The organism is Variovorax sp. J22G73 (assembly GCF_030317035.1).
Taxonomy (GTDB): domain Bacteria; phylum Pseudomonadota; class Gammaproteobacteria; order Burkholderiales; family Burkholderiaceae_C; genus Variovorax.
In genome coordinates, this window is sequence record NZ_JASZYK010000001.1 from 1,206,417 (window position 1) to 1,230,843 (window position 24,427).

Here is a 24,427-nt window from a genome sequence, read left to right on the forward strand (position 1 = left end):
GCATTCATGTCCTTTCAAGGGAGAAAAAAATGAGATCGATGTCTTGTGTCCATCCGCTGATCAAGCGCCTTGCGGTGCTGATCGGCGCTCCGTTGGTGCTGATCGGGTGCGCAGCCCCCGGTACGTCTGTTTCGCAAGATGCCCTGCCCAAGCCCGGCCGCCTGATCACCGTCGCGCCGGACCGTGTGAACCGGTTGCCCGATGCATCGCGCAACCTGGTCATCTCGTACGTGTCGTCGTCGTTCGATGGCTCCAACGCCATCGTGGCGGGGCAGGTCGCCATTCCGCGAACGCCGCCGCCCGCCGAGGGCTACCCGGTGATCGCGTGGGCGAGCGGCTCGACGGGCCTCGCGCCGCAGTGCGCGCCGTCGACCAGCGCCAACAGCGCCAGGGACGCATCGCTGAACGAATGGGTGAAGCGTGGCTATGCCGTGGTGCGCACCGACTACGCAGGGTGGGGTGCATTCGGTCCCTTGCCTGACCTGCACGGCCGAAGCAACGCCCAGAACCTGATCGACGCCGTGACTGCGGCCCATTCGGTGGATGCCCGCCTGAGCAATGACTGGATCGCCGTGGGCCACAGCAAGGGTGGCGGTGCCGTGCTGTGGGTGGCGGGCTTGCCCGAGCGCACCGAAGGCCGCTACCCGCTCAGGGGGGCCATCGCCATCGCGCCGACCGGCCCGGGTGTTCCCAAGTTCATGAGCGGTGTCATGAAGGGCGAACCGGTGGCCACGTCGGGCTTGCCCTTCGTCGCGTTGACCGCGCTCAACGCGAAGGCCTTGAACCCGGCCATCGACCTCCAGAAGCTGGTTTCGCCGCAACTGCAGCCGCATCTCGACGTGCTTCGCTCCGGCTGCGTCCCACAACTCTTTTCGTTGCCGCCGCTGCCGCCCGGCCGCTACCTGAATGCCGGTGCCGACTACGACATGTACGCGAAATTACTCGACGAACAGGATGCCTCCGCGCTGACCATGCGGGTTCCGGTTTCGATCGTGCAGGCCGAGAACGACGAGACGACCGTTACGTCAGAAACCACGGCGCAGATGGTTCGAAGCCTTTGCGCACGCGGTGCGACCGTGCGGTTCAAGCAATACCCCGGCAACAACCACAGGTCCGTCATTGCTGCGTCGCAGAACGACGCGTTCGATTTCGCGGACTCGGCGCTCACGAGGCGCCCGCTGAAGAACGACTGCGCATGACGCTGCGAGGCCACACGAACCCCGTTTCAGTTTTCGTGGCCCGAACCAGGCACCTGAGCCCCACGCGACCGACGACACCACCCTGAAGATCCAATGAAAAAACTCGTACTCGCGCTGGCTTCGGCCAGCGCGGCTGGCGGAGCGCTGGCCCAATCTTCCCTCACGCTCTTCGGCGTGGTCGACGCCGCCGTCACCTACACGCAGGGCAGCGGCAACGGCTCGGCGCACAAGACGCAGCTGAGCAACAGCGGCAACATGTTCAGCCGCCTGGGCTTTCGCGGCACCGAAGACCTGGGCGGCGGCTACTCGGCCAACTTCTGGCTGGAGATGGGCCTGCAGAACGACAGCGCGCAGGGCTTTCCGTCGAACTCCAACAACCAGGCCAGCGGCAACGGCACGGCCGGCGTGTTGAGCTTCAACCGCCGCTCCACCGTGAGCCTGGCGGGCGAGTTCGGCGAGTTGCGGCTGGGGCGCGACTACGTGCCGGCCTTCTGGAACACGGCCATCTTCGACCCCTTCGGCACGGGCAGCGGCATCGGCGCCAACCAGCTGTACTTCTCGGGCCTGGGCGGCCTGGTGGCACCGACCGGCACGCGCGCATCGAACAGCGTGGGCTACCTGCTGCCGGCCAGCCTCGGCGGCTTCTACGGGCAGGTGATGTACGCCATGGGCGAGAACGACGCCAGCTCGGTGCTGCCGAACACCCTGGTGTCGAACCGGCACGACGGCGACCACACCGGCGCGCGCCTGGGCTACCAGAGCGGCGGCATCAACATCGCGCTGGCGACCGGCCGCACGCGCTACGCGAGCGGCGACCTGCGCGTGACCAACCTGGGCGCGGCCTACACCTTCGGCCCCTCGCTGATGAACCTCAAGCTCACGAGCGAGCTGTACAAGGAGTCGAAAGGCAGCACCGACGCGAAGGGCGCGCTCATCGGCCTGCAGCTGCCCATCGGGCCGGGCGAGATCAAGGCGTCGTACGCTCGCTACCGGCTGGAGCCGGCGGGCGCGCTGCTGAAGCCCACGTCGTCGAAGCTGGCCATCGGCTACGTGCACAACCTGTCGAAGCGCACGGCGGTGTACGCCACCCTCGCGCGCATCAGCAACAGCAACGGGGCGACCGCGGCGCTCTCGGGCGCCATCACCGCGCCGAACCGCGCCTCCAGCGGTGCCGAGTTCGGCATGCGCCACATGTTCTAGGCGCCGCGCGCGCACCCCCCCACACCGGCAGCAAAGACCATGCAGAGCAGCAACAGCAAGAACCTTCGTTGGTACGGCGTGATCACGCTGTTCGTGATCGTCGCGATCTCCTATGTGGACCGCATCAACATCGCGGTGCTCATCACCGACAAGGCCTTTCTCGACCACGTCGGCATCGCCGCGGGCGACCGCGTGCGCCAGGGCTTCCTGGCGACGGCGTTCATGCTGGGCTACGGCGTGTCGGCCTTCGTGCTCACGCCGTTCTGCTCGGCGCTGTTCGGGGTGCGGCGCAGCCTGGTGTACGGGCTGGTGCTGTGGGGCGTGGTGACCTGGGCCTCGCCGCTGTTCCACAGCTACGGGCTGCTGCTGGCCTCGCGCATCCTGCTGGGCGTGTCGGAGGGGCCGTTGTTTTCGCTGGCCTCGGCGTACATCAAGGCGCACTTTCGCAGCGACGAGAACGGCAAGCCCAACGCCTTCGTGAACATGGGCACGGGGCTGGGGCTGGCGGTGGGGTATCCGCTGGTGGGCTACCTGCTCACGCAGTTCGCGTGGGACACCTCGTTCCACGTGCTCGGCGTGATGAACATCGCGCTGGGAATTCCGCTGGTGCTGGCCTTCGTGCGCATGCCGCCCGCGCATGCCGACGGCGCGAAGCCGTCGTCGTTCGGCGAGGCGATGGCGCGCGTGGGCGGCATCGTGCGCGGCGCGCTGCACACGCGGCACCTGTTCCTCATCACGCTGCTGACCTCGGCCGCGCTGGCCTACCTGTGGGGCAGCAGCAACTGGCTGCCGACCTACCTGCGCGAGGCGCGCGGCTTCTCGCTGCGCGAGATGGGCTGGCTGGCCTCGCTGCCGCAGTACGCCACCGTGCTCGCGGTGTTCGTGGGCGGCGTGCTCATCGACAAGGTGGGCCGCGAGCGCGTGCCCTTCATCTTCATGGGCGCGAGCGCGGGCGTGGCGCTGTCGGTGCTGATGGCCATCAACGCGCGCGACCCGTATGCCGCCGCATGCTGCCTGGTGGCGGCCAACTTCTTCTGGGGGCTGCAGAGCCCGGCCATTCCGAGCACGGTGCAGTACTGCTCGCGCCCCGAGCACACGGCCAGCGCCTTCGGCGTGACCAACGGCGCGGGCAGCCTGGTGGCGGGCTTCATGCCGGTGTTGATGGGCGGGGTGATCTCAGCGGTGTCGCACGGGTCGGCCGCATCGGCGTCGGCCGGTTCGGCTGTGTCTTCGGCGGCCTCCGCTTCGGGCTTCTTCGCGGGCTTCGCGCTGCTCATCGGCACGCAGGTGGTGGTGTTCGCGTGCGGCTTGCTGCTGTGGTGGCGCGACCGCGCGCGCAGTGTCGAAGCAGTCTCAGGTTCACAGCTTTCATAGCCATTTCGAAGGCTTGTACCTTCGTACTGTGGCCGCGCGGTCACAGCGCGCACCACCGGTTTCCGTCATCTGCGTGAGCAGGTGTTTCGGCGCTAGAACCATCTTCATACCGCCGGGCATGCATCGCGTGCCATGACGCCATTCGGGCTACGCCGCGCGAACATTTGGAGAGAGAAAAGTTCCGCGATTCATTGAGCCGACTTGTTCGTTCAGCTAAAACTGGCGCACTTCAATGGACGAGGGAATGCGCGTGAAACCAACGAGAAGAGCCGCAGAAAGTCTTGCCATGGTCGCGATGAACATCACCGTCATCGCACGTTCCGAAGGTGCCGCAGCCGCACGGTTGCGACGCACCGAACCGCTTCACGGGCACTGAGCCCGCGCAGCGCTCCGCACCCCCACGCCACCGCTTTTTCTTCGGACCCCGCATGTCGACGGGCATGGAGCGGCTCGCCCCGCGCATCCTGGGACCGCCTGTTTCAAGGCGGTGAAACCGGCTGCGACCGCGTTGTCCTGACGAACCTCGTGTTCGCCGGGAGGGCGCCCTGTCGCCCGCATTTTTCAGCTGTTCATTTCATCACCGCGCGCCTTGCGCATCGCCGGCTATCCGCTGGTGCATGCGGGGCGGCGCATGTTTCTTCTTACCCAGAGTACCTAGAGGCGATCATGAAAAAACTCAGTGCACCTGTTGGCTTCAAGCATGCAGTCTTCCACCATGTTGCCATCACCGCGGTGGCCCTTGCCGTGCTGACGGCATGCGGCGGCGGTGGAGACAGCGGCGGTGGCGCGTCGCTCGGCGGCACGGGCGTGGGCCTTTCGGCACCGTCCGATGCGGTGGCCACGGCGCCCTCGTCCGACAGCACCAGGAAGTCGCCGGATGACGGCGTGCCCGCCGTGGCCAATGTGGCGGACGCCGCAGTGGCTGCTGTGGACCGTTCGGCCAAGCCCATCGAGCTGCCCGACACCGTCTGGCCCAGCAACTACAAGCTGTGGTTCCGCCCCGACGCCGCGCTGAAGACCTTCACCGGCCGCGGCGACGTCGAAATTGAAGTGCTCAAGCCGGTCGACGCCATCGTGGTGGCCGCGCACAACCTGAACTTCGCCAAGGGCCGCACCACGCTGCGCAAGGTGTCGAACCCCGGCGAGGCGATCGCGCTCATTCCCACGCCGCAGACGCTGGGCGACTTCGTGCAGCTGCGGCTGAACGACGGCCAGATCGCCAAGGGCAAGTACCTGCTGCACATGGAGTGGGACGGCAAGATCCAGTTCTCCGACGCGGAATACTGCCCGCCCGCCGAAGTGGCGCGCAACCCGTTCTGCTCGGCCGCCACCGGCATCTTCAAGGTGGGGCTCTCCACGCCCGAAGGCGTGAGCAGCGACGCCATCGTGACGCAGGGCGAAACCAACTACGCGCGCCAGTGGTTCCCGGGCTGGGACGAGCCGGCGTTTCGCCACACCTTCGAGATCTCGGCCGAGGTGCCGGGCGACTGGAAAACGGTGTCCAACGGCGCGCAGCTGTCGGCGGTGAAGCTGCCCGACGGCTACCAGCAGGTGTCGTTCGAGAAGACGCCGGTGATGCCCATGTACCTTACCTTCTTCGGCGGCGGCAAGTTCGACGTGCTGCCCGACAACTTCAAGAACCCGCTGGACGGCAGCGACATTCCGCTGCGCTGGTTCACGCCGCCGGGCCGCTCCACCTGGGCCACCTTTCCGATGGAGTGGACCAAGGTGGCCATGGACTACTACTACAAGTACACGGGCATCCCGCTGCCGATCAAGAAGTTCGACACCATCGCCGCCAACGACAGCTACGACAACAAGCCCAACACCGGCTTCGGCGGCATGGAGAACTGGGGCGCGATCTTCGAGTTTGCCGACGCGGTGCTCACCAAGCCGGGCGACAAGCCCACGCTGTACTCGGTGACGGTGGTCACGCACGAAATCGCGCACCAGTGGTTCGGCGACCTGGTCACGCTCGACTGGTGGGACAACGTGTGGCTCAACGAGTCGTTCGCGCGCTGGTTCGAAAGGCGCACCACCATCAAGTTCCACCCCGAGTACTACAGCTTTTCCGACTTCGTGCTCGACAAGCACAGCGTGATCACGGCCGACCTGCGCAGCACGGCGGTGCCGGTGCAGCGCAACCTGAACGACGCGGGCTCCTTCGGCTTCATCAGCCCGTCGATCTTTGTCTACAACAAGGGCAGCCATGTGCTGGAGACCATCCAGAACTACATCGGCGAAGAGGCGATGCAGAAGGGCCTGCAGATCTACCTGAAGGACTACGCCTTCGGCAACGTGACGCCCACGCGGCTGTGGACCTCGCTGGAGAAGGCCAGCGGCGGCAAGAAGGTGAGCGAGATCGGCGACAGCTTCATCCGCCAGACCGGCATTCCGCTGCTCACGGTGGACGCGCAGTGCGCGGGCGACCGCACCTTCGTGAACATCGCGCAGGAGGCCTTTCCCAACCAGAACCAGTTCCCGGCCTCGACCTGGGCCATTCCCGTGACGCTGGCCTACGGCGACGCGATGGAGCAGCGCAAGACCTTCGTGATGAACACCAACACCACGCAGCTGGAGCTGCCGGGCTGCACCGCGGTGCTGGCCGGGCCGACCGGGCAGGACTACTACGTGAGCAACTACAGCGCGCCCTCGTGGAGCGCGCTGCTGGCCAAGGCGCAGAGCCTGGCGGCCAACAAGCCGCTGCTGCTGAACATCGAGCGCGACGCCTCGCGGCTGCTGGCGGTGGGCCGCATCACGCAGGCGCAGTACGACCAGATCAAGGGCGTTGTGAACCTGCCGGCGCCGCTGCTGGCGAAGACCCAGGCCAGCGAGCAGCAGCGCGTGGCGGTGGATGCCGGCGCGCAGACGGAGGAGTACCCGCACGCGCTGCGCTTCCAGGGCAGCCTGAAGCTGCGTGACAACGAGAAGCGCTGAAAGCCAAGGCCCCTCCATCGACGAACCAGAGGATTCACCCATGAACACTTCATTCAGATGGCTGGCAGTGGCGGTTGCGGTCGCCGCCGCATCCATGGCCGGTTGCGGCGCGCCCGGAGAGCCGGAGGCGCAACTGGTCGGCGTGTACGCCGTGAAGCAGGGCGGCACGCTCAAGGAGCTCGTGAAGATCGAGCGGCAGGGCGATCGCTATGTGATGCGCGACAAGGTGCGCACGCCCGAGTGGAGCGAGCCCAGGATGCAACTGCTGCCGGTCACGCGCAAGCGCTGGCGCAGGATCACCACCGACAGCGCCGAGACCGCCTTCGTCGGCGTGTCCAGCGACCAGCTGGCCATCTTCAAGGTGGCGCCGGGCTGGCGGAAGAACAGCTTCAAGACCGAAACGGGCTACTTCCTGGTCTATTCGCAGGGGCCGGTGGAAGCCTTCAAGCTCTGACGCGCGGCAAGCGCTGACGGGTTCCTGTGCGCGCCCCGCGGCTGCAAGCCGCGGGGCGCGTTTCTTTTTTCACCTCTTCCACATCTCTTCCGACAAGGGCCGGCGTCGCGGCGACGTCGGCGCCAGCGTGTCCGGTTGCTGGCATGCGGCTTGCAATGGAGTAGTCCATTGGGAAACTTATTCACCACAACTGGGCAACACCCGGTGTTTGGTACGCTTTGGGAGCCGCCGGCTGCAGCAGGGTGGTGCACCCGGCGTCATCAGGGTAAGCGATAAGTTTCCCAATAGGAAACAAAACTACCATCCCGGCAACACCCCGCTGTGCTCCCTTACTGGAGAGAAACCATGAATCACCCCGTCAGTCCCGCGCTCGCGCAGATGGCGCCGCCGGCCGCACCCGCGGCCGACAGCTCCGAGGTCGGCCGTGTCGTGTTCGCAAGTTCGGTCGGCACCATCATCGAGTGGTACGACTTCCTGATCTACGGCACCGCGGCCGCGCTGGTGTTCAACAAGCTCTTCTTCCCCGTGGACGACCCATTGATGGGCACGCTCGCCGCATTGGGCAGCGCGGCCGTGGGCTTCTTCGCGCGGCCCTTCGGCGGCGCGGTCTTCGGCTACTTCGGCGACCGGCTGGGCCGCAAGTCGATGCTGCTGCTCACGCTGGTCATCATGGGCTTCGGCACCTTCGCCATCGGCCTGCTGCCCACGTACCAGCAGATCGGCATCTGGGCGCCGGTGCTGCTGGTCGCGCTGCGCATCATCCAGGGCATCGGGCTCGGAGGCGAGTGGGGCGGCGCCGCGCTGATGGTGCTGGAGCACGCGCCCAAGCACCGGCGCGGGCTGTGCGGCAGCCTGGTGCAGGTGGGCTTCCCCATCGGGCTCATCCTGTCGGCGGGCGTGTATTCGCTGGTCTCCAGGTTGCCCGAGGAAGACTTTCTTGCGTGGGGCTGGCGCGTGCCCTTCCTGCTGAGCATCGTGCTGGTAGCGGTGGGCACCTTCATTCGCACGCGGGTGTCGGAGTCGCCGGTGTTCCTGGAGATGAAGGCCAAGAAGGAGATCGCGAAGAACCCGTTCGCCGAAGCCGTGTTCCGCGACCCGAAGAACTTCCTTGTCGCGGTGGGGCTCAAGATCTGCGAGGTGTCGTGGGTCTACATGCTCACGGTGTTCATGGTGGTCTACGCCACCAAGAACCTCGGGTTGCCCAAGGGCATGATGCTCAACGCGATCATGGTGGCCGCGGCCATCGAGGTGGTGACCATTCCACTGTTCGGCTGGCTCTCGGACGTCATCGGGCGGCGCCCTTTCTACTTCGCGGGCACGCTCTTCACCATCGCCTTCGCGTTCCCGCTGTTCTGGCTGATGGACACGCGCGATCCGTGGGTCATCATCGCGGCGACCGCCGTGGCGCTGAGCTTCGGCCACGGCCTCATGTTCGGCCCCGAGGCCACCTACTTTCCCGAGCTCTTCGGTGCGCGGGTGCGCTACACCGGCGCGTCGTTCGGCTTCCAGGTGTCCGCGGCCATCGGGGGCGGGCTGGCGCCTATCCTCGCGACCGTGCTGGTGAGCAAGCTGGGCGGCACGGCGGGCGTGTCGGTCATGCTGATCGGCGTGGCGCTCGTCACGCTGGTGGCGGCCTTCTTCGCGCACGAGACCCGCGACCGGTCCGTGAGCGAGCTCTGACCCACGCACCACGGGAGCACGCATGACCTTCGTCGTCACCGAATCGTGCATCGCTTGCCGCTACGGCGAGTGCGTGTCGGTGTGCCCGCAGAACGCCTTCCATGAAGGGCCGAATTTCGTGGTCATCGATCCGCGTGCCTGCGCCAACTGCGGCCTCTGCGAAATGGTGTGCCCGGTGAACGCCATCGTCGCCGCGGCCGACCTGCCGCAAGACCAGCGCGCGTGGCGCGAACTCAATGCGCGGCTCGCGACCGAGTGGCCGCTTGCCACCGGCACGCAGCCGTTGCCCGATGCGGACGCGCACGCCTTCGACAAGGCCAAGCGCGACCGCCTGATTTTCCAGGCCTGAACCACCGGGCCCGAGCCTGCGAACCCCCACCTGCATCGACAAGGAAGGAACACCGACGTGCACATGACTTTTCTGCTTTACGAGGGCATCGAGCCCGTGGACCTGGCCGCTATCGGCGTGATGTCGATGGCCCGGCGCGTGATTCCCGGGCTGTCTTACGAGACGGTGTCTTTCGACAGGGCGCCGGTGTTGCTCGCCAACGGACTCGAGGTGCTGCCGAGCAAGAGCTTCGACGAAGTCTCGAAGGTCGACGTGCTGCTGGTGCCCGGTGGCCCGGGCTGGCGCGCGGCCGCGAACGATGCGCGCGTGCTGGCGTTCGTGCGGCGCGTGGCGGCCAATGCGCTGGTGTGTTCCGTGTGCACGGGCGCGATGGTCCTCGCGGAAGCCGGCGTGCTCGACGGGCTGCGCGCCACCACCAAGTTCGAGGTGGTGCCGCCCGAGCCGTCGCCGCTCGACGAACTGCGCCAGCGTTACCCGGCCATTCGCAGCGAGACCGCGCTGCTCGTCGACAACGGCCGCGTGGTGACGGGCGGCGGCGTGACCCTGTGCATCGATGCCGTGCTGTACCTGCTGGAGAAGCGCTTCGGCAAGCAGGCCGTGGACGAGGTGGCGCGAATCATGGAGTACGGCGCGGCGCGCGCCGCCAACAGCCGGCGCTTCGCGTCCACGGCCGCTCTTTCATGAACAGTGCTTGAGTTGTCCAATGGGCAACTAATGTCTAGAATCTTTCAACCCCGGCCCTCAACATCCCAACAGAAACCAGGAGCTCACACATGTCCACCGTTTTCAAGGAACGCCTCTCCGGCAAGCTGCAAGCCACCGTCGGCGGCTCCGTCTACATCGACCCTGACAAGCTGGAGTGGCAACCCTCGCAGTTTCCCAAGATCCAGATGAAGGTGCTCTACCGCAACGACGACATCGGCGAGATGACGGTGCTGCTGAAGTGGGAGCCCGGCGCGGTGCTGCCGTTTCACAAGCACCCCGAGATCGAGCAGAGCTGGGTGCTCGAAGGCTCGTTCTCCGACCACGACGGCATCTGCCGCGCCGGCCAGTTCGTGTGGCGCCAGCCGGGCTCGCTGCACGAGACGCGCTCGGACGAGGGCTGCACCATCCTGGCGATCTACCGCAAGCCCAACATCTTCTTCAACGCGGCGGGCTTCGAGGCCGGCAAGCACTGAGCGGCGCGGCGCTGCGGCTTGTCTGTGCCGCGGCGCAAGGCGCAGGCAACTCGCGCCATGACGAGCTCAAGCGGGGGAAACATGGTCCGTAAAATGACGGCACATGGTCGCCACAAAGAAACCCGCAAGAAAGACAAGACGCGCAGCGCAACCCGCTGCCCCCGCCGAGGTACCGGCCCATGTCGAGCTGGGCGTGCGCCTCAAGCAACGCCGGCTCGAGGCGGGCCTGACGCTTGCGGCGCTGGCCGAGCAGGCCGGTTTCGGCAAGGCCTACCTGTCACGCATCGAGAACGGCAAGAAGGTGCCGCCCATCGGCTCGCTGGCGCGAATCGCGAGCGTGCTGGGCATCGAGGCCGCGAGTTTGCTGTCGGACAACGCGACGGCCAGCCAGGCCCAGAGGGCCCAGCAGTCGTGGCGCGGCGCGAGCCTCGTCAAGCGTGCCGACAAGCGCCCGACCGTCATGGGCGGCAGCGCCTTCGGCTACGACTACCTGTCGCTCACCGACGCCACCACCGGCCGCGCGCTGCAGCCCTTTCTGTTCACCTTTCCGGACAAGGTCGACAAGTTCGTGTTCTTCGAGCACGAGGGCGAAGAAATGATGCACGTGCTGACCGGGCGCGTGGAGTGGCAGGTGGGGGTGGACAAGTTCATCCTCGAGCCTGGCGACACGCTGCATTTCGATTCGCGGATTCCGCACCGCGGGCATGCGCTGTCGGGGCCGGCGACGGCGCTGGTGGTGATCTATTCGCCGGCCGGGTACGACGGGCATCTGGCCTGACGGCTTGAAAGCCTGACGACGCAGGGCCCGCGTTACCGGCTCAGGCCGCCGGCGCCACGCCCGCGCCCTCGATGCGGTGGCGCTTCAGCGCATCCGCGACGAAGCCGCTGGCCTTCATCTCCTCGACAAAGGCCGCGAGCAGCGCCTGCGCCTCGGCGCCCCGGCTGGCCGGCGTGCCCATGGCCTGCTGGATGACCATGAAACGCCCCGGCAGCACGCGCACGCCGGGGGCGCGGCGCGCTTCGCCTTCCAGCATCTGGCGGATGCCGGCGGCCACTTCGACCTCGCCCGAACGCAGGGCCGCGAGCGCGGGCCCGGCGCCTTGCAGCCGCACGATGTCGGCGGACTTGATCTCGCGCGTCAGGAACAGGTCGTAGGCGCTGCCGGCGCCGACCGAGATGCGGTGGCCCTGCGCGTCGACCTGGGCGTTGTCCGTGAGCGCGGACGCCTCGGGAACCAGGTAGCTGCCCTCGATGAGCACGTAGGGCGCAGTGAAGCGCAGCCCCTCGCTGCGTGCCGGGTCGATGGCGAAGAAACCGATGTCGGCCTGCTCGTTCTTCACCGCGTCGACCGAGGCGGCGGCTTTTTCGAACACCACCAGTTCCACGCCCACGCCCAGGCGCCGCGCGAACTCGCGGGCCAGGTCGATCGACACGCCCACGGGCTCGCCGGTCGCGGCGTCCTTGTTGGCCAGGATGGGGTTGCCCAGGTTGATGGAGGCGCGCAGGGTGCCGCCGGGAGCGAAGGCTGAGACGAGGGCGGGGGAAACCGGAGTCGAAGAAGGCGAAGAGGGCTGTGTCATGGCGTTGGCGCAGGGCGCTGGCAAGGTGACAAAGGGGAGGGCGCGCCAGTTTACGGGGGCCCCCGATGCGCTGCGTATTTCCTTCCTCATTTCCTACCGCATGTAGGGAAGCACGCTCACCGGCCGTGCGCCGGCTTCGCGTAGGCTCGCTGCATCCGCAAAAAGAACCCGCCTTCTGCCGTGCCGCTTTCCACTTTTCTCGTCGAAGACAACCCTCACATCCGCCACCACCTGATCGCCGCCATGGAGGACGAGGTCGACGTTCACCTGATCGGCACCGCCATCACCGAGGCGGAAGCGGTCGCCTGGCTCGACGCCAACCCCGGCGCCTGGGACCTGCTGGTGGTCGACCTGTTCCTGCAGGAAGGCTCGGGCCTGGGCATCGTCAAGCGCTGCGGCAAGTGCCGCCCCGGCCAGCGCGTGGTGGTGCTGACCAACTACGCCACCGGCGAGATTGCCGACTGGGCGCGCGAGCTGGGCGCGGACGCGGTGTTCGACAAGGCCGCCGACCTCGACGGCTTTTTCGCGCTGTGCGCCGGCCTCGAAGCCGAAGGGCGCGAAGGCAGGTCGCGCGGCGGCGAACCCCTGGAGGCGGTGGAACCATGAGCACCACGCCTGCCAGCCCCTCCGTGCCCTCCGCCCCTTCGGCTCCTTCCGTCGCCGAGGTGCTGCGCCCCCTGCGCACCGCCACCCACGCGCTGCACGAAGCACTCGACAGCCAGTTGCCCATCGCCCGCGAAGACGCTTCCCTGGCCGACTACGCCGCCCACCTGCGCGCGCTGCGCCCCTGGCTCGAATCGGTGCGCCACGCGCTGGCCGCCTCGGGCGATGCGGGCCTGGGCCGCGTGGCCCATCGCACCGAACGCCGCCTGGCGGCGCTCGCGCTCGACCTGGAAGACGCGGGCGCAGCGCCACCGGCCGCAACGCCTGGCACCCGCCAGGGCCCCGACGCAGGCACCGATCCCTGGGCCGGCAAGGCCCGCGACCCCGCCTTCGCCTGGGGCCTGGCCTACGTGCTCGAAGGCTCGCAGCTGGGTGGCGCGTCGATGTTCAAGCGCCTGGGCCCGCGGCTGGCGCCGCACCCGATGCGCTACTTCCAGCCGATCGATGCGCCCGAGGGCCTGGCCGCGCAATGGAAAGAGTTCGTGGTCCAGCTGGCCGCGGTGCTGCGCGACCCCGCCGCGGTGGCCGCGGCGCAGCGCGGCGCGGTGGCGGGTTTCGAGGCGCTGCTGCCGCGCTTCGGCCTGGCGGGGCGCCAGCCTGCATGACTGTAGGAAAGCGCCGACGAGGTGCCCGCGAGGCCGCGGGCATGATCGTTCGACCTGCTTGCAGAAGAACCCGAGCGCGCTGCACCCGCGACCACTGACCGCGCCGTTTGACCCCGCCCATTGACCGTGTCCATGCCCACAACGATCACCGCCGACTCCCGCGCCATCGCGCCCTTGCAGGTCGAGCTTTCCTCCTGCGACGTGGAGCCCATTCGCGTGCCCGGCTCGATCCAGCCGCACGGCCGCCTGCTGGTGCTGCAGCCCGATTCGCTCGCGCTGGTCGCGTGGAGCGAGAACTGGCCCGACGCCCAGCTCGCCTCTGCGCAAGACGCGCTGCACGGCCTGTCGCTGGCCAGCTTGCCGGCTGTGCAGGCGAGCCACGCGGGCGGTTCCCCGGTGTCGCTGGGCGCCATCAGGCTGGGCGCGCGCGGTGAAATCGGCGAGGTGTTCGACGCCGCCGTGCACCGCAGCGATCGGCACCTGATCGTCGAGTTCGAGCCTGCCTCGCCCACGGGCGGCAACGAGGCACCGATCTATTCGCTGGGCCGCATCTTCCTGCCTCAACTGCAGGGCGCGGACACCGTGCCCGAGCTCGCCGCCCTGGCCGCGCGCGAGATGAAGCGGCTCACCGGCTTCGGCCGCTGCCTGGTCTACCGCTTCGATCCCGAGGGCCACGGCGAGGTGCTGGCCGAGGAGGCCGAGCCGGGCTACGACAGCTACGTCGGCCACCACTTTCCGGCGGCCGACATTCCGCAGCAGGCGCGCGCGCTGTACCTGGTGAATCACTTCCGCCTGATTGCCGACGCCAACTACCGGCCGGTGCGGCTGCGCGCGAACGACGCGTCGCTCACCGCGGCCGACATCGACCTGTCGCAGGCGCAGCTGCGCAGCGTGTCGCCCATTCACCTCGAGTACATGCGCAACATGGGCACGCTGGCGTCCATGTCGGTGTCGATCGTGGTCGACGGCCGGCTCTGGGGGCTGGTGTCGTGCCACGACCATGCGCCGCGCTTTCTCGACACCGGCACGCGGCTGGCCTGCGAGCACCTGGGCCAGCTGCTGTCGCTGCAGATCCAGTCGAAGGAAACCAACGGCGAGGTGGCCGAGCGGTTGGCGCTGCGCCAGCTCACGCTGCAGATCGTGTCGCACCTGGCCGAGAGCGACGCCACGCTGCAGCACCTGGTCTCCGAGGCCTCGTTGATGCTGCGCGTGATGCGCGCCACCGGTGCCGCCGTGGTGCTCGACGACGAGGTCTGGTCGGTGGGCGACGTGCCCGAGCGCGCGCAGGTGCAGGAGCTGGCCGGCTGGATCGCGGGGCTGGGCGTGGACGTGTACGAAAGCGACGCGCTCGCCACGCACTTTGCGCCGGCCCAGGCCTTTCACGACCGCGCGGCGGGCGTGCTGGCCATTTCCATTTCGCAGGTGCACCGCCACCTCATCCTCTGGTTCCGCCCGGAAATCGTGCGCACCGTGCGCTGGGCGGGCGACCCGCACAAGCCCATGGGCGGCGAGGGCGGCCGCATTCACCCGCGGCTGAGCTTCCAGAGCTGGGTCGAGAACATCCGCGGGCATTCGCGCGCGTGGACGCCGGCCGAGACCGGCGCGGCCGGCGAGCTGCGCCAGGCGCTCATCGGCGTGGTGCTGCGCCGGGCCGAGGAACTGGCCGCGGTGGCCACCGAGCTGGGCCGCGTCAACAAGGAACTGGAGGCGTTTTCGTACACGGTGTCGCACGACCTGCGCGCGCCCATGCGCCACATCGCGGGCTACGTGGACCTGGTGGCGCAGACCGAAGGCAAGCAGCTCAGCGAGCGGGCGCATCGCTACCTGGCGCACGTGAAGGACGCGGCCGCGTTCGCGGGGCAGATGGTCGATGCGCTGCTCGACTTCTCGCGCATGGGCCGCTCCGCGCTCAAGCAGCGCCCGGTCGACACGGCCTCGCTGGTCGAAGGGCTGGTGCGCGAGCTGCGGCGGCTGGAGCCGCAGCGCAACATCGAGTGGCAGGTGGAGCCCGACCTGCCCACGCTTTACGCCGACCCGCTGCTGCTGCAGGTGGCGGTGCGCAACCTGCTGGCGAACGCGGTCAAGTACTCGCGCACGCGCAGCCCGGCGCGCATCGCGGTGCGCGCGGTGCGCAACGAGCTGGGCGAGGGGCTGGAGGTGCAGGACAACGGCGTGGGCTTCCAGATGAAGTACGTCGACAAGCTGTTCGGCGTGTTCCAGCGCCTGCACCAGGCCGAAGATTTCGAAGGCACGGGCATCGGCCTGGCCAGTGTGAAGCGGATCGTGGAGCGCCATGGCGGCACGGTCCAGGCCCAGGGGGAGGTGAACGTCGGTGCGAGCTTCGGCTTCGTGCTGCCACTCGTTCCCCAGGAAACCATTGAAAAGACGGCATCGGCGCAATCGCCGGCCGCGAACGGAGAAGGACATGCTTAAGCCGATCCTGCTCGTCGAAGACGACAAGCGCGACCTCGAACTCACCCTGATCGCGCTGGAACGCAGCCAGCTCGCCAACGATGTGGTGGTGCTGCGCGACGGCGCGCAGGCGCTCGAGTACCTGCTGCGCCAGGGCGAGCACGCCGACCGCGACGAGGGCAACCCGGCGGTGATCCTGCTCGACCTGAAGCTGCCCAAGGTCACGGGCCTGGAGGTGCTGGAAGAAGTGCGTCGCAACGCGTCGCTGCGCAGCATTCCGGTGGTGATGCTCACGTCGTCGCAGGAAGAGTCGGACGTGCTGCAGAGCTACGAGCTGGGCGTGAACGCCTACGTGGTGAAACCGGTGGCTTTCGACCGTTTCGTCTCGGCCATCGCCGAGCTCGGTGTGTTCTGGGCGGTGCTGAACGAGCCGCCGCCAGGCTCGTTGAAGGCAGCGCGCAAGCATGAGTAGCCAGGGCGGCGTTTCAGCCGCGACACCTCTTGCCGTGGCGCCCCCCGCCGCGACACCGCCCGCAGAAGTTTCAGTGGCGGCTCCCTCGGCCTTGCCCGTGGCCGCCGCGCCGAACGTGCTCATCCTGGAAGACTCCCGCTTCGACGTCGAGCTGCTGACCGAGGCGCTGTCCCATGCCTTGCCCACCGCCCGCACGCGGGTGGTGCGCGACGAGCCGGGCTTCGTGCAGGCGCTGGAAGACGGGCAGAAAGAATTGCCGAAAGACGGGCTGGGCAGCGGCTACGCGCTCATCCTGTCCGACTTCGAATTGCCCGGTTTCTCGGGCGCGCACGCGCTGGAGCTGGCACGGCAAATGGCGCCGCAGACGCCCTTCATCTTCGTCTCGGGCGTCATCGGCGAAGACAACGCGGCGGAGCTGCTGAAAAGCGGCGCCACCGACTACGTGAGCAAGGGCCGCCTCGCGCGCCTGCCGGTGGTGGTGGAGCGCGCGCTGAAGGAAACGGCCGAGCGCAACGCCAAGGCGCTCGCCGAGCAGCGGCTGCTGGCGGCCAACGCCGCCATCCTGGAGGCCGAGTCGCGCCGCCTGGCGCTGATGGAGCTGGCCGACCGCATCCGCGACATCGACGACCCCGGCGAAATTGCCTACGTCGCTTCCGAGATGCTGGGGCGCCGGCTGAACGTCGACCGCGCCGGCTACGGCCTGGTGGACACCGACGCCGAAACCATCGCCATCGAGCGCGACTGGACCGCGCCCGGCGTGTCCAGCCTGGCGGGCATGCTTCGCTTTCGCGACTACGGCAGCTACATCGAGGACCTGAAGCGCGGCGTGACCGTGGTGTTTGCCGATGCCCACGTGGACGAGCGCACGCGCGACAACGCCGACGCGCTGGTGGCCATCACCGCGCGCGCGGCCGTCAACATGCCGCTCACCGAACGTGGCGGGCTGGTCGGCCTGCTGTACCTCAACCACGGGCAGGAGCGCCCCTGGTCGAAGGACGAGATCGACTTCATGCGCGAAGTGGGCGAGCGCGTGCGCTCGGCCGTGTCGCGGCGCGAGGCGCAGATCGAGCTGCGGGCGCTGGCCGACTCGCTGGAACTGCAGGTCGAGGCCCGCACCTACGAGCGCGACCGCACCTGGGCGCTGAGCCAGGACCTGCTGGGCGTGGCCAACCTCGACGGCTTCTTCGTCAGCGTGAACCCGGCCTGGGAGGCCGTGCTGGGCTGGAGCGCGGAAGAGATCCGCGCCATGCCGTTTCGCGGCCTGGTGCATGCCGACGACGTGGCGGGCACCGAGGCCGAGCTGGCGCGCCTGCTCGCGGGCGCGCGCACCACGGGCTTCGAGAACCGCTACCGCACCAAGGACGGCAGCTACCGCTGGCTCTCGTGGACCGCGGTGCCCGACAACGGCCTGATGTACACGGCCGCGCGCGACATCACCGAGCAGAAGGAGCGCGAGGCCGAGCTGGACGACGCGCGCGAGCAGCTGCGCCAGAGCCAGAAGCTCGAAGCCGTGGGCCAGCTCACGGGCGGCCTGGCGCACGACTTCAACAACCTGCTGGCCGCCATCAGCGGCAGCCTGGAGCTGATGCACCGGCGCGGGCTGGAGGGAAAGCCGGCCGACATGGAGCGCTACATCGGCGTGGCGCAGGGCGCGGTGAAGCGCGCGGCCGCGCTCACGCACCGGCTGCTGGCCTTCTCGCGCCGCCAGACGCTGGAGCCCAAGCCCATCAACGCCAACCGGCTGGTGAGCGACATGGAAGAGCTGCTGCGCCGCACGCTGGGCCCGCACATCGAGCTGGAGAACGTGGCCGCGGTCGGGCTGTGGAACGTGCACGCCGACCCCGGGCAGCTGGAGAACGCGCTGCTCAACCTGTGCATCAACGCGCGCGACGCCATGCCCGAGGGCGGCAAGCTGGTGGTGGAAACCGCCAACCGCTGGATCGACGCGCGCACCGCGCGCGGGCGCGACCTGCCGATGGGGCAGTACGTGTCGCTCACCGTGAGCGACAACGGCGTGGGCATGCCGCCCGAAGTGGTGGCGCGCGCCTTCGACCCCTTTTTCACCACCAAGCCCATCGGCATGGGCACGGGGCTGGGGTTGTCGATGATCTACGGCTTCGCCAAGCAGTCGGGCGGGCAGGTGCGCATCTACTCCGAAGTGGGCACCGGCACGTCGGTGAGCATCTACCTGCCACGCCACGACCGGCAGGAAGAGGTGGCCTCCGCGCCCGCCGAGGCGTCGCTGGCGCCGCGCGCCGACCAGGGCGACACCGTGCTGGTGGTCGACGACGAGCCGGCGCTGCGCATGATCATCGTGGAGGTGATGCAGGGGCTGGGCTACGCCACGCTGGAGGCCGGCGACGGCGCCGAGGCGCTGCGCATCCTGCAGGCGCCGCGCCAGCGCATCGACCTGCTGGTGAGCGACGTGGGCCTGCCCGGCGGCATGAACGGGCGCCAGGTGGCCGACGCGGCGCGCACCGCGCGACCGGGGCTGAAGGTGCTGTTCATCACCGGCTATGCCGAGAACGCGGTGCTCAGCCACGGCCACCTCGACCCCGGCATGCACGTGATGACCAAGCCCTTCGAGATGGACGTGCTGGCGCGGCGGGTGAAGCAGCTCATCGAGAGCCGGTAGCCGGGGGCCGCGAAGCGCGGCATCTAGCACCCGAAGCTGAAGGAATCCCGAAGAAACGGCGGCTGCGAGCCGCCGGATTTTCAGCAGGTCTTCATGCTGGCGCTTCACCATGCGGTGTTCCTCAACACCCATGGACCCGCGCCAAGCCGATGAAGCTCTTCGACGCACGCCCACGTCTTTTCACCGGGCCGTCCCGGCAGGTCGGGCACTTCCGCTCGCCCGAAGCCCGGTCGGCGCTGCTCGACGCCTACGCCCGCATGCTCGCGCGCTGGCCGGTGCCGTACCGCAGCAGCTATGTGGAAACGCGCTACGGCCGCGCGCACGTGCTGGCCTCGGGCCCGGCCTATGCGCCGCCCGTGGTGCTGCTGCACGGCGGAGGCGGCAACGCCACGGCGTGGATCCACCTGGTCGAGCGGCTGTCGCAGGCACTGCAGGTGTACGCGGTCGATGTCATCGGCGACGCGGGGCGCACCGAGGGGCGTCGGCCCTCGTCGGAAGACGCGTACTGCAACTGGCTGGACGACGTGCTCGTCGGCATCGGCCGCCCGAAGGTGGGGCTGTGCGGCGCCTCGTTCGGCGGCTGGCTCGCGGCGGCCTACCTGCGCCAGACCTCGCGGCGCGCCGCCCGGCTGGCGCTGCTGGCGCCACCCAACCTTGCGTCGCAGCGTGTCGGCCATGCGTGGCGCGCGGGCATGGCGGCGATGTTCCCCAGCGAACGCACGGTGCGCGGGCTGCGCAGCCTGCTGAGCTCGCCAGCGGCGCCGCCCGCGCCGGCCTGGGTGCTGGACGACGCGCTGGTGCGCGTTCGCTGCCAGCGCGGCCATCCGCAGCCGCCCGGGCGCATGAGCGACGCCGACCTGCGCGTGCTGCCGCGCCACACGCTGCTGATGCTCGGCGGCGACGAGGCGCTGTACGACCCCATGCACGCCTGGTCGCGCGTGCAGGCGCAGGCGCCGCATGTGCAGGTGGAGCTGGTGACCGACGCGGGCCACCTGCTCGAATGCGACCAGCCGGCCAAGGTGGGCGACGCGCTGGTGGCGTTCTTTCGGCAGGGTGGGTGGACGCTGTGAGGGGCGGGGTTCGGGGCTTGGTGCTCGGTGTTGTCGAACCCGCGCCTGACCCACGACAGCAGGTTCAGCGCGCCGTGAGCGGCTCCAGCCCGGTCTTCGCGATGGTGGGCGCCGCGGCGGGCGAGTTGAGGTAGCGAATCAGCTGCCGCGCGGCATCGGGCTGCTTCGACGCGGTGGCCACGCCGGCGGAGAACACCGTCACGCGCTGCACCTCGGCGGGCAGCGGGCCGATGTAGTCGATGCCCGCCACAGGCAACAGCTCGCTCACCTGCTGCAGCCCCAGCGCCGCGTCGCCGCGCGCCACCACGGTGCCCACGCGCTCGCTCAGGATGCGCTTGCTCTTCGGTTTCACCTGGTCTTCGATGCCCAGCGTCTTCAGCAGCTCGGTCTCGTAGTAGGTGCCGCTGGCGCTGGCCGAGTAGGCGATGGACGGCGCCGCGAGCAGCGTGCGCTTCAGCGCGGCCACGGTGCTGATGTCGGGCCGCGGCGCGCCCTTGCGCACCGCGAAGCCGATGGCCGACCGCACCAGGTCGACCTGGCTGCCGGGCAGCACCTTGCCCTGCGCCACCAGCGCGTCGAGCGCGGGGCGCGCGAGGATCACCACGTCGGCGGGTTCGTTGCGCGCGAGCCGGCTGGGAATGGAATCGTCGGCATTGCCCATGGAGGCGCCGTAGGCCGTCTTCACGCTGCGCCCGCTGCTGCGCTCGAACCCCGGGCGCAGGTCGTTGTAGGCGGCGGTGAAGCCGCCGGAGGTCATGACGTGGATGTCGGCCTTGTCAGGCGGAGGCGTGCCGGGGCTGCCGACGCCGGTGCAGCCGGCGAGGGCGAGGGCAGCGAGAAGGGGGAGCGCGGCGCGGCGCGTCAGCGTGCTCAAGGCGGCCAGGGTGGCCAGGGTGGTCGGGTGCTTCATCGGTGCATGTCTCCAGCGGAAAGAGCCATTCTGGAAGCCGGGGCTGTCATTCAGCCTTCAGGAAGCTCGGGGTTAGTACCCAGCCGGCACAGCCGGTGCATGTAAAGCCCGTTTGCTTTACGCCGTGTTTACCCACGCGCAACGCGCTGTTCAGCCCGCGCGCCTGAAATGCATGCCGGCCCCTTGCGGCCATTCCATTTGAAAGACCCAGCATCATGAAACACCCCCTGCCACGGTTCGCGCTCGCCGCGGCCCTGCTTGCTGTCAGCGGCTACAGCTTTGCGCAATTCGGTGGTGGTGGCGGCGGTGGCATGGGCGGCATGGGCGGTGGAAGGCGCGGCGCGCGGCCCGACACGTCTGCCAGCCCGCGCGGCGACAACCTCTCCACGCCCGCCACCGCCGCGGGCAAGGTGCGCGACAAGCTCTACGACCTGCGGCTGCAACTGATGATCGAGCCCGCGCAGTCCGCGGCGTGGGACCGCTTCGCCGATGCGGTGTGGGACACGGTCGGCCACGGCGGCATGGCCAGCGCGCCGCCTGCGGACGACCAGACGGCCGTGCAGTTCGTGGAGCAGCGCGTGGCGCTGGCGCAGGACCGCACGCGGCGCATGCAGGCGGTGGGCGATGCGTTGTCGGCGCTCTACGAGACCATGACGCCCGAGCAGCGGCACATCGCCGACCAGAACCTGCCGGCGGTCATTCCCTGAGTTCGCGCCGCGCGGGCGGATGGGGCCTCAAGGGCCCTCAAGGGCTCAAGACGCCAGGTCGAAGCAGCAGCCCGCGTAGTAGGGCTTGTCGCCGCCGTCCACGAAGGGCACCTCGATGGGCTTGCCCTCGTTGCGCCACACGTCGCGCTTCTTGTAGCCCGAGCGCGCGAGGTCGGCCAGCAGCTCGTCGTGGTGCTGGATGCGGTAGGGGCACACGGCCACGCCGATGCTGTTGAGCGTGAAGATGGTGCGCTCGGGGTGCACGGCCGTGGTGTTCATGACGATGCGGCGCGGCTTCACCGGCAGCGACGACAAGATCGCGTCCATGCGCGTGGGCAGGTACTGCAGGCTGCCCGAGGCGTACAGCACGTCGCAGCCGGTTGCGTCGCGGTAGTCGGTGGTGAAGTCGAGCTGCCCGGTGGCCTCGCGCTTCACCGCCATCGCGCGGCCGGCCTCCACCACGCCGGGCACGTCGCACACGGTCCAGCGCAGGGTGTCGGGGTAGCTCAGCACGCGCCGGAACGCGTAGTACTTGATGCCCACATGCCCGCCCAGGTCGAAGATGCGCGTCATGCCCGCATCGATGGAGCGGCCCAGCCAGAACAGGCCCGGGTAGTCGTAGAAGTAGATCTGCGGGCTGTAGAGCTCGCCCGCGTCGGCGTTGGCGTAGCCCACGGCCTTGCTGGGCGGCGCACCGGCCTCGGCCGCCGCGAAGCTGTCGAAGGACCCCATGAAGAGGTTCTCGTCCGTGTTGCTCAGGAACTTGCGCCGGTACGCGCTTTCGCGCGGCGGGAACTGCAGAAGGCTGGACAGCATGTTGTATGTCTCCGGTGGCCCGTTCATTCTGATGGCAACCAAAGTATTCAAGACGTAAAACCATGTGCGGTGGTGGCGGTTACCCCGTAGGGGTTACATACCGCGCGTTGCCTGCGCGTCGGTGTTCTCGTCGAGGTTCTTCTTCAGGAAGGTTTCCAGTTCCGTCATCACGCGCACGCGGTCTTCCTCCCGGCTGAGCGTGTGGTCGCCCAGCGGCAACTCCACGTAGCGGGTGTCGGAGTGGCCGGCCTTCTTCAGAGCCTCGGCCATGTCGCGCGACTGCTCGACCGGCACCACCGCGTCCTGCGCGCCGTGAATGAGCAGCACCGGCACCTTGATCTCGCCCGCGCGCAGGGCGGGAGAAGTCTGGCGCAGCTTGTCGCGGTCGCCCCACCAGGTGCCGATCTGCGCCTCGGCGCCGAGTTCGTAGTCCATGAAGCGCTGCGAAAAGCTCAGCAGGTCGTGCAGGTCGCTGGGGCCAGCGAAGCTGACGACGCAGCGGTACAGCGCGGGGTCTTTCACCGCGCCCATCAGCGCGGCATAGCCGCCGTAGCTTCCGCCCACGATGCACACGCGCCGAGCGTCGGCAATGCCTTGGTCGATCAGCCAGCGCAGGCCGTCGGCCAGGTCGTCCTGCATCTCCAGGCCCCAGCGCTTGCGGCCGGCCTCGCGAAAGTCTTGCCCGTAGCCGATGGAGCCGCGAAAGTTGAGCTGCAGCACGGCCCAGCCGCGACTTGCCAGGAATTGCGCCCAGTAGTCGTAGCGGCCGGTGTCGGCAGACGCGGGGCCACCGTGGGGCAGCAGCACGGTCGGCAAGGGCACTGCCTTGACGTGATCTTTGGCATTGGCTTCGCGTGCGGGCGGTAGTGTCAGGTAGCCCTCCAGCGCCAGCCCGTCGCGGCTGGTCAGTGCGATGCGCTTCGGCGTGGACAGCGGCAGGCCCTCGAGGCTGGGGTGCGTGTCGGCCAGGCGCACAAGCTGCCGGTTCGTCCAGTTCATCGTGAAGTACTGCGGAGGCCGCGAGCCCGCGACCGACAGCACGATGCTTTGCTGGCCGGCTTCGTCGTCGCTCACGATGCGGTTGCCGCGCTGGGGCAAGGCGCGGTCCAGTGCCTCCTGCCGCTGGCGGGCCGCGTCGTTCCAGTACACGATGCGCGACACGTCGGTGCGGTAGTCGAAGCCGACGACGCGCCGCGTCCGCGGCTCGCGCAGCAACTCGCCGCGCACGTCGAAACGCGCATTGGCCAGCAGGGTCTCGCGCGGAAAGGCCGGGTCTTGCAGGTCGATGCGCACGAGCGCGTCGCGGCCGCCGACCGGGGCCAGCGCGTAGAGACAGCGCGGGTCGGCGTCGAAGCCCAGCGGCCTCAGCGCCAGCCGCCGCGCTTCGGCGGGGTCGGTGCCTTCGTAGCTCATGAGGGGGCGCCAGCTGCCGGAGCCCGAGCCGATTTCGTCCTTGTTTTCGCTTTTGTTTTCGGCAGGCGCGGCGGGCGGCCTGACCATCACGCGCAGCACCGTGCGCGTCACGCCGTAGCCCAGGCGCACCTCGCCCTGTGCATCGGCCATCCACTGGCGGATGCCGCCCAGGTTGCGCTGCACCAGGCGCGAACGGCCGGTGCGCGTGTCAAGCCGGTACACGTCGGGCTGCCCGGGTGCGCTCGCGTCGAGGGCGATGAGCACCGTCTCCGGCTCGTCGGGCAGCGCGCCGACGATGCGGTCCTGAAACTGCGGAACACGCCGCGCCCGCTCGAAGGCTTTGCCCTGCTGGATGCCCAGCGTCAAGTCGCCCTTCAGGTTGCCGCCGTCGCGGTCGACGGCGATCAGCCGCGACTCGAAGGTGCGAACCCCGCGCCGGTCTTCCTGGAACCGCGCGCCCACCAGCACGCGCCGATTGCCGGCCCAGCGCACCATGCCGATGGTGTATTTGTCGCCGTCGGACTTCAGCACGATCCGTGGCTTCTCGCCGAAGCCGCTGACCACCACGTAGCTCTTGCCGTCGATGGTCTGCACCATCACCGCGCCGCGGCCGTCGGGCGAGAGCTGGGGCTGCTCGATGGCGGGCAGCTCGGCGAAGGCGTGGAGGGGGATGGGTGTTGCAGTGGGCTCGGCCGCGAAGGATGTGCCGAGGCCGGCGGCCCACAACGTGGCCGAGCAGAAGATGCGTCTGTGCGCAATGTGCATGAAGGACT

At 68.7% G+C, this 24,427-nt stretch carries 21 protein-coding genes; 17 read left to right on the forward strand and 4 right to left on the reverse strand.

The window, feature by feature from the left end:
• Window positions 1–29 precede the first annotated feature (29 nt).
• The 10 genes from QTI51_RS05730 (at window position 30) to QTI51_RS05775 (ending at window position 11,149) form a co-directional block, all read left to right on the forward strand.
• Entirely contained in the window at window positions 30–1,199 is a 1,170-nt protein-coding gene (locus QTI51_RS05730; RefSeq protein WP_286512445.1) for an alpha/beta hydrolase family protein, read from the forward strand.
• Window positions 1,200–1,292: 93 nt separating this feature from the next.
• Window positions 1,293–2,399: a porin gene (locus QTI51_RS05735; RefSeq protein ID WP_116908682.1), complete on the forward strand. Its 1,107-nt coding sequence runs from the start codon at window positions 1,293–1,295 to the stop codon at window positions 2,397–2,399.
• Between the two features lie 39 nt (window positions 2,400–2,438).
• Window positions 2,439–3,773: an MFS transporter gene (locus QTI51_RS05740; protein ID WP_116908683.1), complete on the forward strand. Its 1,335-nt coding sequence runs from the start codon at window positions 2,439–2,441 to the stop codon at window positions 3,771–3,773.
• A 666-nt stretch (window positions 3,774–4,439) separates the two neighbouring features.
• Complete coding sequence (locus QTI51_RS05745; RefSeq protein ID WP_116908684.1) at window positions 4,440–6,710, forward strand: M1 family metallopeptidase; 2,271 nt, start codon at window positions 4,440–4,442, stop codon at window positions 6,708–6,710.
• A 40-nt stretch (window positions 6,711–6,750) separates the two neighbouring features.
• Window positions 6,751–7,164 (forward strand): hypothetical protein, encoded by a 414-nt coding sequence (locus QTI51_RS05750; protein ID WP_286512441.1) that lies wholly within the window; start codon window positions 6,751–6,753, stop codon window positions 7,162–7,164.
• A gap of 345 nt (window positions 7,165–7,509) precedes the next feature.
• A complete protein-coding gene (locus tag QTI51_RS05755) occupies window positions 7,510–8,844 on the forward strand; it encodes an MFS transporter (protein WP_116908685.1) in 1,335 nt (444 codons plus the stop codon).
• A 22-nt stretch (window positions 8,845–8,866) separates the two neighbouring features.
• Window positions 8,867–9,193, forward strand: a complete 327-nt coding sequence (locus QTI51_RS05760; RefSeq protein WP_116908686.1) for a ferredoxin family protein — start codon at window positions 8,867–8,869, stop codon at window positions 9,191–9,193.
• A gap of 63 nt (window positions 9,194–9,256) precedes the next feature.
• A complete protein-coding gene (locus QTI51_RS05765) occupies window positions 9,257–9,877 on the forward strand; it encodes a DJ-1/PfpI family protein (protein WP_116908687.1) in 621 nt (206 codons plus the stop codon).
• 89 nt (window positions 9,878–9,966) lie between these two features.
• A complete protein-coding gene (locus QTI51_RS05770; RefSeq protein ID WP_116908688.1) occupies window positions 9,967–10,371 on the forward strand; it encodes a cupin domain-containing protein in 405 nt (134 codons plus the stop codon).
• A gap of 193 nt (window positions 10,372–10,564) precedes the next feature.
• The gene (locus QTI51_RS05775; protein WP_165840296.1) at window positions 10,565–11,149 is read left to right on the forward strand and encodes a helix-turn-helix domain-containing protein; all 585 of its coding nucleotides are present in this window, start codon (window positions 10,565–10,567) and stop codon (window positions 11,147–11,149) included.
• 40 nt (window positions 11,150–11,189) lie between these two features.
• Here QTI51_RS05775 and QTI51_RS05780 read toward each other — a convergent pair whose 3' ends face one another.
• Complete coding sequence (locus QTI51_RS05780; protein ID WP_116908690.1) at window positions 11,190–11,951, reverse strand: transporter substrate-binding domain-containing protein; 762 nt, start codon at window positions 11,949–11,951, stop codon at window positions 11,190–11,192.
• A gap of 180 nt (window positions 11,952–12,131) precedes the next feature.
• Between QTI51_RS05780 and QTI51_RS05785 the strand changes: the two genes are divergently transcribed.
• The 6 genes from QTI51_RS05785 (at window position 12,132) to QTI51_RS05810 (ending at window position 19,808) form a co-directional block, all read left to right on the forward strand.
• Window positions 12,132–12,557: a response regulator gene (locus tag QTI51_RS05785; RefSeq protein WP_116908691.1), complete on the forward strand. Its 426-nt coding sequence runs from the start codon at window positions 12,132–12,134 to the stop codon at window positions 12,555–12,557.
• On the forward strand, window positions 12,554–13,219 hold the full coding sequence (locus QTI51_RS05790) for a biliverdin-producing heme oxygenase (RefSeq protein WP_116908692.1): 666 nt from the start codon (window positions 12,554–12,556) through the stop codon (window positions 13,217–13,219). Before QTI51_RS05785 ends, QTI51_RS05790 begins: the two co-directional genes overlap by 4 nt.
• A 132-nt stretch (window positions 13,220–13,351) precedes the next feature.
• Window positions 13,352–15,652, forward strand: a complete 2,301-nt coding sequence (locus QTI51_RS05795; protein WP_116909085.1) for an ATP-binding protein — start codon at window positions 13,352–13,354, stop codon at window positions 15,650–15,652.
• A complete protein-coding gene (locus QTI51_RS05800) occupies window positions 15,645–16,103 on the forward strand; it encodes a response regulator (protein WP_116908693.1) in 459 nt (152 codons plus the stop codon). The genes QTI51_RS05795 and QTI51_RS05800 overlap by 8 nt, the downstream gene beginning before the upstream one ends.
• A 73-nt stretch (window positions 16,104–16,176) precedes the next feature.
• Window positions 16,177–18,738, forward strand: coding sequence for a response regulator (locus QTI51_RS05805; protein WP_503011476.1), 2,562 nt, complete (start codon window positions 16,177–16,179; stop codon window positions 18,736–18,738).
• A 149-nt stretch (window positions 18,739–18,887) separates the two neighbouring features.
• The gene (locus tag QTI51_RS05810) at window positions 18,888–19,808 is read left to right on the forward strand and encodes an alpha/beta fold hydrolase (RefSeq protein WP_116908694.1); all 921 of its coding nucleotides are present in this window, start codon (window positions 18,888–18,890) and stop codon (window positions 19,806–19,808) included.
• A 64-nt stretch (window positions 19,809–19,872) separates the two neighbouring features.
• On the opposite strand, the gene QTI51_RS05815 is transcribed toward QTI51_RS05810, so the two are convergent.
• Window positions 19,873–20,718, reverse strand: coding sequence for a substrate-binding domain-containing protein (locus QTI51_RS05815; RefSeq protein WP_116908695.1), 846 nt, complete (start codon window positions 20,716–20,718; stop codon window positions 19,873–19,875).
• Between the two features lie 215 nt (window positions 20,719–20,933).
• Between QTI51_RS05815 and QTI51_RS05820 the strand changes: the two genes are divergently transcribed.
• A complete protein-coding gene (locus tag QTI51_RS05820) occupies window positions 20,934–21,425 on the forward strand; it encodes a Spy/CpxP family protein refolding chaperone (protein WP_165840297.1) in 492 nt (163 codons plus the stop codon).
• 45 nt (window positions 21,426–21,470) lie between these two features.
• Here the strand turns inward: QTI51_RS05820 and QTI51_RS05825 are convergent, their stop codons facing one another.
• Together QTI51_RS05825 and QTI51_RS05830 are read right to left on the reverse strand one after the other, a co-directional pair.
• Window positions 21,471–22,241, reverse strand: a complete 771-nt coding sequence (locus QTI51_RS05825; protein ID WP_116908697.1) for a TIGR04325 family methyltransferase — start codon at window positions 22,239–22,241, stop codon at window positions 21,471–21,473.
• Window positions 22,242–22,334: 93 nt separating this feature from the next.
• A complete protein-coding gene (locus QTI51_RS05830; protein ID WP_286512434.1) occupies window positions 22,335–24,419 on the reverse strand; it encodes a S9 family peptidase in 2,085 nt (694 codons plus the stop codon).
• Between the last annotated feature and the right edge of the window lie 8 nt (window positions 24,420–24,427).

What these genes read in the sequence shown, in the direction of transcription:
- QTI51_RS05745 (WP_116908684.1), top strand. Translation starts at nt 4,440, where the DNA reads ATGAAAAAACTCAGTGCACCTGTTGGCTTCAAGCATGCAGTCTTCCAC.
- QTI51_RS05820 (WP_165840297.1), top strand. Translation starts at nt 20,934, where the DNA reads ATGAAACACCCCCTGCCACGGTTCGCGCTCGCCGCGGCCCTGCTTGCT.
- QTI51_RS05735 (WP_116908682.1), top strand. Translation starts at nt 1,293, where the DNA reads ATGAAAAAACTCGTACTCGCGCTGGCTTCGGCCAGCGCGGCTGGCGGA.
- QTI51_RS05795 (WP_116909085.1), top strand. Translation starts at nt 13,352, where the DNA reads ATGCCCACAACGATCACCGCCGACTCCCGCGCCATCGCGCCCTTGCAG.
- QTI51_RS05810 (WP_116908694.1), top strand. Translation starts at nt 18,888, where the DNA reads ATGAAGCTCTTCGACGCACGCCCACGTCTTTTCACCGGGCCGTCCCGG.
- QTI51_RS05770 (WP_116908688.1), top strand. Translation starts at nt 9,967, where the DNA reads ATGTCCACCGTTTTCAAGGAACGCCTCTCCGGCAAGCTGCAAGCCACC.
- QTI51_RS05740 (WP_116908683.1), top strand. Translation starts at nt 2,439, where the DNA reads ATGCAGAGCAGCAACAGCAAGAACCTTCGTTGGTACGGCGTGATCACG.
- QTI51_RS05760 (WP_116908686.1), top strand. Translation starts at nt 8,867, where the DNA reads ATGACCTTCGTCGTCACCGAATCGTGCATCGCTTGCCGCTACGGCGAG.
- QTI51_RS05825 (WP_116908697.1), bottom strand. Translation starts at nt 22,241, where the DNA reads ATGCTGTCCAGCCTTCTGCAGTTCCCGCCGCGCGAAAGCGCGTACCGG.
- QTI51_RS05790 (WP_116908692.1), top strand. Translation starts at nt 12,554, where the DNA reads ATGAGCACCACGCCTGCCAGCCCCTCCGTGCCCTCCGCCCCTTCGGCT.
- QTI51_RS05750 (WP_286512441.1), top strand. Translation starts at nt 6,751, where the DNA reads ATGAACACTTCATTCAGATGGCTGGCAGTGGCGGTTGCGGTCGCCGCC.
- QTI51_RS05815 (WP_116908695.1), bottom strand. Translation starts at nt 20,718, where the DNA reads ATGAAGCACCCGACCACCCTGGCCACCCTGGCCGCCTTGAGCACGCTG.
- QTI51_RS05730 (WP_286512445.1), top strand. Translation starts at nt 30, where the DNA reads ATGAGATCGATGTCTTGTGTCCATCCGCTGATCAAGCGCCTTGCGGTG.
- QTI51_RS05755 (WP_116908685.1), top strand. Translation starts at nt 7,510, where the DNA reads ATGAATCACCCCGTCAGTCCCGCGCTCGCGCAGATGGCGCCGCCGGCC.
- QTI51_RS05780 (WP_116908690.1), bottom strand. Translation starts at nt 11,951, where the DNA reads ATGACACAGCCCTCTTCGCCTTCTTCGACTCCGGTTTCCCCCGCCCTC.
- QTI51_RS05830 (WP_286512434.1), bottom strand. Translation starts at nt 24,419, where the DNA reads ATGCACATTGCGCACAGACGCATCTTCTGCTCGGCCACGTTGTGGGCC.
- QTI51_RS05765 (WP_116908687.1), top strand. Translation starts at nt 9,257, where the DNA reads ATGACTTTTCTGCTTTACGAGGGCATCGAGCCCGTGGACCTGGCCGCT.
- QTI51_RS05800 (WP_116908693.1), top strand. Translation starts at nt 15,645, where the DNA reads ATGCTTAAGCCGATCCTGCTCGTCGAAGACGACAAGCGCGACCTCGAA.